The sequence below is a fragment of the Streptomyces daghestanicus genome (assembly GCF_020521275.1).
Classification (GTDB): domain Bacteria; phylum Actinomycetota; class Actinomycetes; order Streptomycetales; family Streptomycetaceae; genus Streptomyces; species Streptomyces griseoviridis.
Genome location: NZ_BNDX01000002.1, coordinates 631,385 through 644,708, shown reverse-complemented (window position 1 = coordinate 644,708; position 13,324 = coordinate 631,385). Strand labels below are relative to the sequence as shown.

Here is a 13,324-nt window from a genome sequence, read left to right as displayed (position 1 = left end):
TACGAGTGGTTTGCCGTGCCCCCTCGCGGGGAAAGGCTAGCCGAATGTCCCTTTCGGACGGCTCTCACTGGTTGCTGCTGCCGAAGTCCTCCGGCGAGATCTGGTCGAGGAACTCACGGAACTTCTCCACCTCGTCCTCCTGCTCGTCCGGGATCGCGATGCCGGCGTCGTCCAGCACCGTGTCACTGCCGAAGATCGGCGTGCCGGTGCGCAGCGCCAGCGCTATCGCGTCGGACGGCCGCGCACTCACCTCGACCCCGCTGGCGAAGACCAGCTCCGCGTAGAAGACACCTTCCCGCAGGTCGGTGATGCGCACTTCGGTGAGCTCCTGGCCGACGGCTTCCAGCACGTCCTTGAACAGGTCGTGGGTCAGCGGCCGTGCGGGAGCCATGCCCTGCTGGGCGAAGGCGATGGCCGTCGCCTCCCCGGGACCGATCCAGATGGGGAGGTAGCGGTCTCCTCCCACTTCACGCAGCAGCACGATCGGTTGGTTGGAGGGCATCTCGACCCGGACACCTACGACATCGAGCTCGTTCACACAGCAACCCTAGGCCGTGCCCGGGACGTTTGGGTAGTCGGGCCGGGTACGGCTGGCCGATCCGGGCGCCCCCCTCACGGCAGACGCACCCCGAGAGCGGTCTGCACCAGAGCCGCGTGCAGCTTCACCGCGAGCCCCGCCAGCTCCTTGGTACGGGCCTCCGCATGGGCTCTGGTCTGCGGATTCCGGTGCCGCTTCAGCGGCGCCACCACCTGGTCGACCAGTCCGGCCTCCCGGTCGGCGGCGGCCTTCATCACCCTCAGGTGCCGTGGCTCGATCCCGGACCGCCCCAGCTCCACCACGAGGGTGGCCACGGTGACCGCCTCCGCGTCGTACGACCCGTCGGGCAGCGGGACGATCAGCCCGTACGCCTCCCACTCGTCGAGCTGGCGTTCCTCTATCCCGGCGGCGGCGAGCAGCTCCGCCCGCCCGATCCGGGCGGCGCCGGACGTCCCGGACGGCTCGGGCACGGCTTCACCGCCCTCGCGCTGCCGCCCCACGGTCGGCAGCGGCACCGCCTCCCCGCGCTCCATGGCGTCCAGGTGGTCCCGGATCACCTTGAGCGGCAGGTAGTGGTCCCGCTGCATCCGCAGGACATGGCCGAGCCGCTCGACGTCACGGGCGCTGAACTTGCGGTACCCGGCCGGGGTCCGCCGCGGCTCCACGAGCCCTTCGGACTCCAGGAACCGGATCTTCGAGATCGTGATGTCGGGGAACTCGTCGCGCAGCACGTTCAGCACCGCGCCGATGCTCATCAGACCGTCCGTGGCGGCGGTGCCGGGACCGGCACCACCGCTCGGTGTTTGCACCATGGCCCTTCCCTGGGGATCTCCCCGGACGGAGCCCGGGTCGGCTCAGTAACCCCGCTGGCTCGCGTAGAAGACCAGCCGGTACTTGCCGATCTGCACCTCGTCGCCGTTGGACAGGGCGACCTGGTCGATGCGCTCACGGTTGACGTACGTGCCGTTCAGGCTGCCCACGTCGGCGACCGTGAACGACCCGTCGGGCTGCCGGCGGAACTCCACGTGCCGCCGGGAGACCGTGACGTCGTCCAGGAAGATGTCGCTCTGCGGGTGCCGTCCGGCCGTCGTCAGCTCGCCGTCCAGCAGGAACCGGCTGCCCGAGTTCGGCCCGCGCCGCACCACCAGCAGCGCCGAGCCCAGCGGCAGCGCCTCCACGGCGGCCTGCGCCTCCGGGGAGAGCGTCGGCATCTGCGTCTGCCCGGTCACCTCGGCGTCGTACGCCTCCAGGCCGGAGATCGAGATGGTGGACGTCGTCTCCGAGGGGCGCTCCGCGTGGGCCCCGGCCCGCAGCGGCGCACCGCAGTTGGAGCAGAAGCGGCTGTTCTCCGCGTTGCGGTTACCGCACCTCGTACACACCAGGGCCGACATGGACGGATCCTCCTGCGGCGGCTGCCCCGCCGGGGCGTTGGACGCGTACGGCCCGGGCTGGAACCCTGAACCCGTACTTGAGGTCGACGGTTGCCCGAAACCTATGCCGCCGGACTGCGCAGGGTCAACAGACGGCGCGCCCTGGCCACCCACCTGGTCCCGGAACAGCGGACGCTGACCCTCCGCGTCGGGCTGCGCACGGTGGCGAGCGGTCGCGTTCTCGCTGCCCTCTCGCGCGCTCTTGCCGAACAACTTCGCAAACAACTTCACGGGCGATTCCCCTTGACCGAAACAGACCCGCCCGTGGGGCAGGACGAACCCTGACTGAACGTACTGGCCGACCCGGACATCCTGACAACGTCCGTCTCCGCCAGACAGTTTCCACCACGCACCACCCATTCGGTGCGCCGACCCCCCGCAACCTCATGCCCTCGCCGGACAGCGCCCATGCGCCGCCGGTTCACTCGGAGGACGACCGAGCGTAGTCAGGCTGCTTCGCCGCTCGCAAGGCGTCCACGACGATCTTGCTCGATCGCTCGACGGTGGCGGTGGCCTGTTCCTTCTCCAGAGTCTGCACCACTCCTCCAGGGATGTTGAGCGCGGGTTCCAGGTCCTGCGGCTTGCCGATGACCTGGAAACGATAGGGCGCGTCGATCTTGTTCCCGTCGACGCTCACACCGTCGCCGGAGTCCGTCAGATAGGTGCTCGCGACGATGCGCACGCCGTTGACCTGGATCGCCTCGGCTCCGGCCGCGCGCAGCTCCTGGACGGCGTCGAGCAGGTGCTTCGACTCCACCGTTCCGTGCGGGTCCGTGACGGTCATGGTGATGCCCGGCCCCTGCGCGGCCACCGTGCCCGCCAGGATGCCGAGTTGCCGCTCCTTCTCGATCGTCTGCTTGCGGGCCTCCTCGGCCTGGTCGGAGCTGTTCTCCAGCTCGTCGCGCTGCGCTTCGAGGCCCTGCTTCTCGTCTTGAAGACGTTGCGTACGGTCATCGAGTTCATCGAGGATGCGGACGAGATCTTCCTGCCGGGCGCCGCGCAGCGCGCTGTCCCCGTCGCTGTTGGACGCCACCTGCACGGCCAGGCCGAAACCGAGCCCGAACAGCAGCAGGGCGACGATGAGTTGGGCCCGGGTGACGCGCGGCGGCCACAGTCCCTGCGCCAGTCGCTGCCGCCCGGTCAGCCCGGCGTCCCTGCCCGCGGCCGGGTTCGGTCCGGCGCCCGGCGCGGGTGCCGGCGTCACCTCCTGGGGCAGTTCGGCGCGGAGCCGGTGCCCGGGCTTTCCCGCGTGTTCGTTGCTCTCGGTCATCGGCCTCACGCCCGGAAGACGTGCCGGCGGATCGCCGCGGCGTTGGAGAAGATGCGGATGCCGAGCACGACCACCACACCGGTGGACAGCTGGGCGCCGACGCCCAATTTGTCGCCCAGGAAGACGATCAGCGCGGCCACGACCACGTTCGACAGGAACGACACCACGAAGACCTTGTCGTCGAAGATGCCGTCGAGCATGGCCCGCAGCCCGCCGAACACGGCGTCCAGCGCCGCGACCACGGCGATCGGCAGATACGGTTCGACGGCCGCCGGAACCTCCGGCCGGACCAACAGCCCGGCCACGACTCCCACGACGAGGCCCAGTACGGCGATCACGATGTGCCCTTCTCGGTTTTCGGCTGTGCGGTGCGCACGATGACGCTCGGCGCGGCCGGCAGCCGGAGGTCGTCCTCCGTGGAGAGACCGGTCCGGATGCCGTAGTTCTCTTTCAGGGCGTCCAGGTACAGCCCGTCTGCGCTGTCCTGGAACCGGCTGCCGAGCGCCTGCCCGTCCCCCACGGCCAGCACCGTGTACGGCGGTACCAGGGGCCGGTTGTCGACCAGTATGGCGTCTCCGGCGGCCCTGATCGCCGAGAGCGCGGTCAGCCGCTGCCCGTTGATGGAGATGGCCTCGGCGCCGGCCGCCCACAGCCCGTTGACCACTCGCTGCATGTCCCGGTCGCGCACCCGTCCGGTGTCGGAGAACCCGGAGGTGCCGCGCGGCTCGCCGTCACTGCCCGTGCCGGATGCGTCGGCGTCGTCCACCACGAGCTTGACGCCCGGACCGTGTACGGCGACGGCTCCCGACAGGAGCCCCACGAGCCGGCCGCGGCCGCTGTCCGCGCTGTGCCGGAGCGCCTCGCGCTGGCGGGCGCCCACGTCGTCGCGCAGGGCGTCGACGTCGCCCTCCAGGTCGTCCGCGGCGTCCGTCTCCTGGTCGATGCGGTCGATCAGTTCCTGGCGCTCCTTGGCGGCGGCCGGCGCCGTGACCCGGGCCTGGGCGGCGCCCACGGTCACCACCAGGGCGGCCAGCACCAGCCCGGCGGCGAGGCCCAGCTTGGCCCGGAGGGTCCTGGGCAGGCCGCCGCCGCCCGCGGCCCGCTTGCGGGCCGCCGCCTCGGCGTAGCCGTCGTCGAGGCTGTGGTCCATGACGTTGGTGAGCAACGACATGGAGGCGTCCGGACGTGAGGGCCGCGTGGCTGTGCTCCGAACGGGGGGTTGCTGCGGCATGCCGCACATCGTCGCACGCCGCCGCCCCTGCCTCCGAACGGCCCCACCGGCGTGCCGGACAGGCCCCCTTGGGGGCACTTGTCCGGCACGCGCGCGTACTGCTGTTTTTACCGTCCGGCGCTGTCCACGACCGCCGACCACTCGTCGAGCAGGGCCTGCGCGGAGGCGTCGTCGGGGCCCTCGGCCCACAGGTGGGTGACCGCCTCGGCCGGGTCGGGCAGCACCATGACCCAGCGCCCGTCGGCCTCCACCACCCGCACGCCGTCGGTGGTGTCCACGGAGCGGTCTCCGGCCTCTTCCACGACCCGCCGCATCACCAGGCCCTTGACGGCCCACGGGGTCGCCAGATCGCGCCTGAGGACGTGCGCCCTCGGGATCCGGGCGTCGATCTGGCTGAGGGTGAGCTGAGTCCGCGCCACGAGCCCGATCAGCCGCACGAAGGCCGCGGTGCCGTCGTAGACACTGCTGAACTCCGGGACGATGAACCCGCCCTTGCCGTCGCCGCCGAAGATCGTCCCTTCCTCGCCGCCGACCCGCGTGAGGTCGTCGGGCGAGGTGGTCGTCCACTCGACCTGGGTGCCGTGGTACGCCGCGACCTGCTCGGCGATCCGGGTGGTGGTCACCGGCAGCGCCACCCGGCCGCTGCGCCGCTCGGCGGCGATCAGGTCGAGCATCACCAGCAGCGCCCGGTCGTCCTCGATGATGCGGCCCTTCTCGTCGACGAGCGACAGCCGCTCACCGACGGGGTCGAACCGCACCCCGAACGCGGCCCGCGAGGACGCCACGATCTCGCCGAGCCGGACCAGCCCGGAGCGCCGCATGTCGGCCGACTCGGTCGGCCGGGACTCGTCGAGACCGGGGTTGATGGTCAGCGAGTCCACGCCCAGCTTGCCCAGCAGGCTGGGCAGCACGAGCCCGGCGCTGCCGTTGGAGGCGTCGACGACGACCTTCAGTCCCGATTCGGCGATGCCCGCCGTGTCGACGTTCCGCAGCAGCGACCCGGTGTACGAGTCGAACACGCTGGACGGGAAGTGCAGGTCGCCGATCTCTCCGGGGAACGCGCGCCGGTACTCCTGCCGCGCGAAGACCCGGTCCAGCTTCCGCTGGCTGCCCTGCGACAGGTCGGCGCCCTGACTGTCGAAGAACATGATGTCGACGGAGTCCGGTACCCCGGGCGTCGTACGGATCATGATGCCGCCGGCGCTTCCCCGCGCGGTCTGCTGCCGCGCCACGGGCAGCGGTACGTTCTCCAGGTCCCGTACGTCGATGGCGCTGGCCTGCAGCGCGGAGATGACCGCCCGCTTGAGCGCCCGCGCGCCTCGGGAGTGGTCGCGGGCCGTGGTGACGGTCGACCCCTTCTTGAGGGTGGTCGCGTAGGCGCCGGCGAGCCGCACGGCCAGTTCCGGGGTGATCTCGACGTTCAGGATGCCGGAGACACCTCTGGCGCCGAACAGGTGCGCCTGGCCCCGCGACTCCCAGATCACCGAGTTGTTGACGAACGCGCCGGCCTCGACGGTCTTGAACGGGTAGACCCGCACATTGCCCTGAACGATCGATTCTTCACCGACGAGGCACTCGTCTCCGATGACCGCGCCGTCCTCGATCCGCGCCGCGCGCATGATGTCGGTGTTCTTGCCGACGACGCAGCCGCGCAGGTTGCTGTGCGGTCCGACGTACACGTTGTCGTGCACGACCGCCTTGTGCAGGAACGCCCCGCTCTTGACGACGACGTTGGACCCGATGACGGTGTGTTCCCGGATCTCGGCGCCTGCCTCGACCTTGGCGTAGTCGCCGACGTACAGCGGTCCCCGGAGCACGGCGTCCGGGTGGACCTCCGCGCCCTCGGCCACCCACACGCCGGGCGAGATCTCGAAGCCGTCGATGTCGACGTCGACCTTGCCCTCCAGGACGTCGGCCTGGGCCTTCACATAGCTCTCGTGGGTGCCGACGTCCTCCCAGTAGCCTTCGGCGACATAGCCGTAGATCGGCTTGCCTTCCTTCATGAGCTGCGGGAAGACGTCACCGGACCAGTCGACGGACACATCGGCCTCGACGTAGTCGAAGACCTCCGGCTCCATGACGTAGATACCGGTGTTCACGGTGTCCGAGAAGACCTGGCCCCAGGTCGGCTTCTCCAGGAAGCGCTCGACCTTGCCTTCCTCGTCGACGATGGTGATCCCGAATTCAAGGGGGTTGGGTACGCGCGTCAGACAGACCGTGACGAGCGCTCCCTTCTCCTTGTGGAAATTGATCAGCTCGGTGAGGTCGAAGTCGGTCAGGGCATCACCGGAGATGACGAGGAAGGCATCGTCCTTCAACGCCTCTTCGGCGTTCTTGACGCTTCCGGCGGTACCGAGTGGCTTCTCCTCATTGGCATAGGTGAGCTCCATACCGAGCTCTTCACCGTCACCGAAGTAGTTCTTGACCAGTGAGGCCAGGAACTGCACGGTCACGACGGTCTCGTTGAGCCCATGCCTTTTGAGCAGCCTCAGAACGTGCTCCATGATCGGCCGGTTGACCACCGGCAGGAGCGGCTTGGGCATGCTCGAGGTCATGGGACGAAGGCGTGTGCCTTCGCCTCCGGCCATCACGACGGCCTTCATGTCGGAAGCGTCCTCCTCCAAGAGATGACGGTCTGACCGACTCCACCCGCCTTCGATTGTCCCGCACTTTTCCAGCGCGAGCCATCGGGGCGGCTATGGCCGCTCCATCAGCGAGTTCAATCGGCCATGGTGTCCGCGCGGACCAAGCGGCGGACCTGAACCATGTAGAGGACTCCTGCCCACCAATAGAGGGTTGTACCCCATCCGGCGAACGCCCATCCGAAAATAGCAGCGAGTGACGAGATCCATCCGCTTCCGTCACTGAGCAGGAGCAGCGGGAACGCGTACATCAGGTTGAACGTCGCGGCCTTCCCGAGGAAGTTCACCTGCGGCGGCGGATAACCGTGGCGCCGGAGGATGCCCACCATGACCAGCAGGACCAGCTCACGTGCCAGGAGTACGGCGGTCAGCCAGAGCGGGAGAATCTCCCGCCAGGTGAGGCCGACCAGCGTGGACAGGATGTAGAGCCGGTCCGCAGCGGGGTCGAGCAGCCGGCCGAGGCTGCTGATCTGGTTCCATCGCCGGGCGAGCTTGCCGTCCAGGTAGTCACTGATCCCACTGAGGGCCAGCACCAGCAGGGCCCAGCCGTCGCTCTTGGGGCCGCCGAACTCGGGCCTGAGGATCAGCCACAGGAAGAGAGGCACACCGACGAGGCGCGCCATGCTGAGGATGTTCGGGATGGTGAGGACCCGGTCAGTCTGGACGCGGGTCTCCTGGACCTCCACCCGGGGGCCTCCTGGATGAAATGAGCCAACAATGCCCCCTGACCCTACCTCAACGCAAAAAAGCTCCGGCTCCCGGGCGGTATGCCCAGGAGCCGGAGCTCCAAGAATTGTTCGGCGGTGTCCTACTCTCCCACAGGGTCCCCCCTGCAGTACCATCGGCGCTGAAAGGCTTAGCTTCCGGGTTCGGAATGTAACCGGGCGTTTCCCTAACGCTATGACCACCGAAACACTATGAAACAAACAACAACCAGCACTACATGGCTGTTCGTGGTTTCAGAACCAACACAGTGGACGCGAGCAACTGAGGACAAGCCCTCGGCCTATTAGTACCAGTCACCTCCACACCTCACGGTGCTTCCAGATCTGGCCTATCAACCCAGTCGTCTACTGGGAGCCTTAACCCCTCAAAGGGGGTGGGAGTCCTCATCTCGAAGCAGGCTTCCCGCTTAGATGCTTTCAGCGGTTATCCCTCCCGAACGTAGCCAACCAGCCATGCCCTTGGCAGAACAACTGGCACACCAGAGGTTCGTCCGTCCCGGTCCTCTCGTACTAGGGACAGCCCTTCTCAAGACTCCTACGCGCACAGCGGATAGGGACCGAACTGTCTCACGACGTTCTAAACCCAGCTCGCGTACCGCTTTAATGGGCGAACAGCCCAACCCTTGGGACCGACTCCAGCCCCAGGATGCGACGAGCCGACATCGAGGTGCCAAACCATCCCGTCGATATGGACTCTTGGGGAAGATCAGCCTGTTATCCCCGGGGTACCTTTTATCCGTTGAGCGACGGCGCTTCCACAAGCCACCGCCGGATCACTAGTCCCGACTTTCGTCCCTGCTCGACCCGTCGGTCTCACAGTCAAGCTCCCTTGTGCACTTACACTCAACACCTGATTACCAACCAGGCTGAGGGAACCTTTGGGCGCCTCCGTTACTCTTTAGGAGGCAACCGCCCCAGTTAAACTACCCATCAGACACTGTCCCTGATCCGGATCACGGACCCAGGTTAGACATCCAGCACGACCAGACTGGTATTTCAACGACGACTCCCCCTGAACTGGCGTCCAGAGTTCACAGTCTCCCAGCTATCCTACACAAGCCGAACCGAACACCAATATCAAACTATAGTAAAGGTCCCGGGGTCTTTCCGTCCTGCTGCGCGAAACGAGCATCTTTACTCGTAGTGCAATTTCACCGGGCCTATGGTTGAGACAGTCGAGAAGTCGTTACGCCATTCGTGCAGGTCGGAACTTACCCGACAAGGAATTTCGCTACCTTAGGATGGTTATAGTTACCACCGCCGTTTACTGGCGCTTAAGTTCTCAGCTTCGCCCCACCGAAATGGAGCTAACCGGTCCCCTTAACGTTCCAGCACCGGGCAGGCGTCAGTCCGTATACATCGCCTTACGGCTTCGCACGGACCTGTGTTTTTAGTAAACAGTCGCTTCTCGCTGGTCTCTGCGGCCACACCCAGCTCAGACCGTAAAGATCATCACCAGACGTGGCCCCCCTTCTCCCGAAGTTACGGGGGCATTTTGCCGAGTTCCTTAACCATAGTTCACCCGAACGCCTCGGTATTCTCTACCTGACCACCTGAGTCGGTTTAGGGTACGGGCCGCCATGAAACTCGCTAGAGGCTTTTCTCGACAGCATAGGATCATCCACTTCACCACAATCGGCTCGGCATCAGGTCTCAGACTATTGCCAGGCGGATTTACCTACCTGACGTCCTACACCCTTACCCCGGGACAACCACCGCCCGGGATGGACTACCTTCCTGCGTCACCCCATCACTCACCTACTAACCGCTTGGGCCGGCGGCTCCACCACTTTCCATTCCCCGAAGGGTCCGGAACGGCTTCACGGCCTTAGCATCACGATGCTCGATGTTTGACGCTTCACAGCGGGTACCGGAATATCAACCGGTTATCCATCGACTACGCCTGTCGGCCTCGCCTTAGGTCCCGACTTACCCTGGGCAGATCAGCTTGACCCAGGAACCCTTAGTCAATCGGCGCACACGTTTCCCACGTGTGTATCGCTACTCATGCCTGCATTCTCACTCGTCAACCGTCCACAACTCGCTTACACGGCTGCTTCACCCGGCAGACGACGCTCCCCTACCCATCACAGCCTCCGTTGGGAGTATTGCTGCAATGACACGACTTCGGCGGTACGCTTGAGCCCCGCTACATTGTCGGCGCGGAATCACTAGACCAGTGAGCTATTACGCACTCTTTCAAGGGTGGCTGCTTCTAAGCCAACCTCCTGGTTGTCTCTGCGACTCCACATCCTTTCCCACTTAGCGTACGCTTAGGGGCCTTAGTCGATGCTCTGGGCTGTTTCCCTCTCGACCATGGAGCTTATCCCCCACAGTCTCACTGCCGCGCTCTCACTTACCGGCATTCGGAGTTTGGCTAAGGTCAGTAACCCGGTAGGGCCCATCGCCTATCCAGTGCTCTACCTCCGGCAAGAAACACACGACGCTGCACCTAAATGCATTTCGGGGAGAACCAGCTATCACGGAGTTTGATTGGCCTTTCACCCCTAACCACAGGTCATCCCCCAGGTTTTCAACCCTGGTGGGTTCGGTCCTCCACGAAGTCTTACCTCCGCTTCAACCTGCCCATGGCTAGATCACTCCGCTTCGGGTCTTGAGCGTGCTACTCAAACGCCCTGTTCGGACTCGCTTTCGCTACGGCTACCCCACCCGGGTTAACCTCGCAACACACCGCAAACTCGCAGGCTCATTCTTCAAAAGGCACGCAGTCACGAGGATGAAGCAAGCTCCACCCCGACGCTCCCACGGCTTGTAGGCACACGGTTTCAGGTACTATTTCACTCCGCTCCCGCGGTACTTTTCACCATTCCCTCACGGTACTATCCGCTATCGGTCACCAGGGAATATTTAGGCTTAGCGGGTGGTCCCGCCAGATTCACACGGGATTTCTCGGGCCCCGTGCTACTTGGGTGTCTCTCAAACGAGCCGCTGACGTTTCGACTACGGGGGTCTTACCCTCTACGCCGGACCTTTCGCATGTCCTTCGCCTACATCAACGGTTTCTGACTCGCCTCACAGCCGGCAGACTGTGAAAGAGAGATCCCACAACCCCGTATACGCAACCCCTGCCGGGTCTCACACGCATACGGTTTGGCCTCATCCGGTTTCGCTCGCCACTACTCCCGGAATCACGGTTGTTTTCTCTTCCTGCGGGTACTGAGATGTTTCACTTCCCCGCGTTCCCTCCACTTGCCCTATGTGTTCAGGCAAGGGTGACAGCCCATGACGACTGCCGGGTTTCCCCATTCGGACACCCCCGGATCAAAGCCTGGTTGACGACTCCCCGGGGCCTATCGTGGCCTCCCACGTCCTTCATCGGTTCCTGGTGCCAAGGCATCCACCGTGCGCCCTTAAAAACTTGGCCACAGATGCTCGCGTCCACTGTGCAGTTCTCAAACAACGACCAACCACCCACCACCCCGGGACAACATCCCGAGTTCACTGGGGCCGGCAACTGAAGGCGACCTCACGGCCGTACCCTCAGACACCCAACAGCGTGCCCGACACTCCCCGTCGACAAGACCCGCGTTCCACGCCGAAGCAGTACTAGCGCTCTCATCCAACTGAAGTGTGCCGAATAGTCAACGTTCCACCCATGAGCAACCGTGCAAGACATTTGCTTGCAGTCGGCCATGTGCTCCTTAGAAAGGAGGTGATCCAGCCGCACCTTCCGGTACGGCTACCTTGTTACGACTTCGTCCCAATCGCCAGTCCCACCTTCGACAGCTCCCTCCCACAAGGGGTTGGGCCACCGGCTTCGGGTGTTACCGACTTTCGTGACGTGACGGGCGGTGTGTACAAGGCCCGGGAACGTATTCACCGCAGCAATGCTGATCTGCGATTACTAGCGACTCCGACTTCATGGGGTCGAGTTGCAGACCCCAATCCGAACTGAGACCGGCTTTTTGAGATTCGCTCCACCTCACGGTATCGCAGCTCATTGTACCGGCCATTGTAGCACGTGTGCAGCCCAAGACATAAGGGGCATGATGACTTGACGTCGTCCCCACCTTCCTCCGAGTTGACCCCGGCGGTCTCCCGTGAGTCCCCAGCACCACAAGGGCCTGCTGGCAACACGGGACAAGGGTTGCGCTCGTTGCGGGACTTAACCCAACATCTCACGACACGAGCTGACGACAGCCATGCACCACCTGTACACCGACCACAAGGGGGACCCTGTCTCCAGGGTTTTCCGGTGTATGTCAAGCCTTGGTAAGGTTCTTCGCGTTGCGTCGAATTAAGCCACATGCTCCGCCGCTTGTGCGGGCCCCCGTCAATTCCTTTGAGTTTTAGCCTTGCGGCCGTACTCCCCAGGCGGGGCACTTAATGCGTTAGCTGCGGCACGGACAACGTGGAATGTTGCCCACACCTAGTGCCCACCGTTTACGGCGTGGACTACCAGGGTATCTAATCCTGTTCGCTCCCCACGCTTTCGCTCCTCAGCGTCAGTATCGGCCCAGAGATCCGCCTTCGCCACCGGTGTTCCTCCTGATATCTGCGCATTTCACCGCTACACCAGGAATTCCGATCTCCCCTACCGAACTCTAGCCTGCCCGTATCGACTGCAGACCCGGGGTTAAGCCCCGGGCTTTCACAACCGACGCGACAAGCCGCCTACGAGCTCTTTACGCCCAATAATTCCGGACAACGCTTGCGCCCTACGTATTACCGCGGCTGCTGGCACGTAGTTAGCCGGCGCTTCTTCTGCAGGTACCGTCACTCTCGCTTCTTCCCTGCTGAAAGAGGTTTACAACCCGAAGGCCGTCATCCCTCACGCGGCGTCGCTGCATCAGGCTTTCGCCCATTGTGCAATATTCCCCACTGCTGCCTCCCGTAGGAGTCTGGGCCGTGTCTCAGTCCCAGTGTGGCCGGTCGCCCTCTCAGGCCGGCTACCCGTCGTCGCCTTGGTGAGCCACTACCTCACCAACAAGCTGATAGGCCGCGGGCTCATCCTGCACCGCCGGAGCTTTCAACCCCTCCCCATGCGAGGAGAAGTATTATCCGGTATTAGACCCCGTTTCCAGGGCTTGTCCCAGAGTGCAGGGCAGATTGCCCACGTGTTACTCACCCGTTCGCCACTAATCCCCACCGAAGTGGTTCATCGTTCGACTTGCATGTGTTAAGCACGCCGCCAGCGTTCGTCCTGAGCCAGGATCAAACTCTCCGTGAATGCTTCAACAGCTCACGGGAGCGGAACAGCCGGAGGAATAATCCGACCGTTCACAGCGTCCTCGCTGTATTTTTCTTCAAAGGAACCTCGCCCCAGCAGAAGCTGGAGACGGGGTATCAACATATCTGGCGTTGACTTTTGGCACGCTGTTGAGTTCTCAAGGAACGGACGCTTCCTTTGTACTCACCCGAGAGACTCTCTCAGGCTTTCCTCCGGGCGCTTCCCTTCGGTGTTTCCAACACTATCAGGCTTTCCCGGCCCCTCTGACCACCCGTCTGCGGACATGCAGAAGGCGAT

General features: G+C 64.5%; 8 protein-coding genes and 3 rRNA genes. All 11 read right to left on the bottom strand.

Going from position 1 to position 13,324, the window contains the following annotated elements:
* Window positions 1-64 precede the first annotated feature (64 nt).
* Window positions 65-538 (bottom strand): bifunctional nuclease family protein, encoded by a 474-nt coding sequence (locus tag Sdagh_RS03085; protein WP_188183535.1) that lies wholly within the window; start codon window positions 536-538, stop codon window positions 65-67.
* Window positions 539-612: 74 nt separating this feature from the next.
* Window positions 613-1,350, bottom strand: coding sequence for a transcriptional regulator FtsR (gene ftsR / locus Sdagh_RS03080; protein WP_190077841.1), 738 nt, complete (start codon window positions 1,348-1,350; stop codon window positions 613-615).
* A 42-nt stretch (window positions 1,351-1,392) separates the two neighbouring features.
* On the bottom strand, window positions 1,393-2,328 hold the full coding sequence (locus tag Sdagh_RS03075; protein ID WP_189421371.1) for a zinc-ribbon and FHA domain-containing protein: 936 nt from the start codon (window positions 2,326-2,328) through the stop codon (window positions 1,393-1,395).
* Between the two features lie 61 nt (window positions 2,329-2,389).
* Entirely contained in the window at window positions 2,390-3,238 is an 849-nt protein-coding gene (locus tag Sdagh_RS03070; RefSeq protein WP_189421368.1) for a DUF881 domain-containing protein, read from the bottom strand.
* Between the two features lie 5 nt (window positions 3,239-3,243).
* On the bottom strand, window positions 3,244-3,576 hold the full coding sequence (locus tag Sdagh_RS03065; RefSeq protein WP_003977440.1) for a small basic family protein: 333 nt from the start codon (window positions 3,574-3,576) through the stop codon (window positions 3,244-3,246).
* Complete coding sequence (locus Sdagh_RS03060; RefSeq protein WP_226534483.1) at window positions 3,573-4,409, bottom strand: DUF881 domain-containing protein; 837 nt, start codon at window positions 4,407-4,409, stop codon at window positions 3,573-3,575. The genes Sdagh_RS03065 and Sdagh_RS03060 overlap by 4 nt, the downstream gene beginning before the upstream one ends.
* Before the next feature lie 167 nt (window positions 4,410-4,576).
* Window positions 4,577-7,072: a mannose-1-phosphate guanyltransferase gene (locus tag Sdagh_RS03055; protein WP_189421365.1), complete on the bottom strand. Its 2,496-nt coding sequence runs from the start codon at window positions 7,070-7,072 to the stop codon at window positions 4,577-4,579.
* 116 nt (window positions 7,073-7,188) lie between these two features.
* A complete protein-coding gene (gene clsA / locus Sdagh_RS03050) occupies window positions 7,189-7,797 on the bottom strand; it encodes a cardiolipin synthase ClsA (protein WP_189421364.1) in 609 nt (202 codons plus the stop codon).
* 109 nt (window positions 7,798-7,906) lie between these two features.
* Window positions 7,907-8,023, bottom strand: a 5S ribosomal RNA gene (rrf, locus tag Sdagh_RS03045).
* A gap of 77 nt (window positions 8,024-8,100) precedes the next feature.
* Window positions 8,101-11,221: ribosomal RNA gene (locus Sdagh_RS03040) — 23S ribosomal RNA — on the bottom strand.
* Window positions 11,222-11,502: 281 nt separating this feature from the next.
* Window positions 11,503-13,027: ribosomal RNA gene (locus tag Sdagh_RS03035) — 16S ribosomal RNA — on the bottom strand.
* The 16S, 23S and 5S rRNA genes sit together here, the layout of an rRNA operon.
* Window positions 13,028-13,324: the final 297 nt, after the last annotated feature.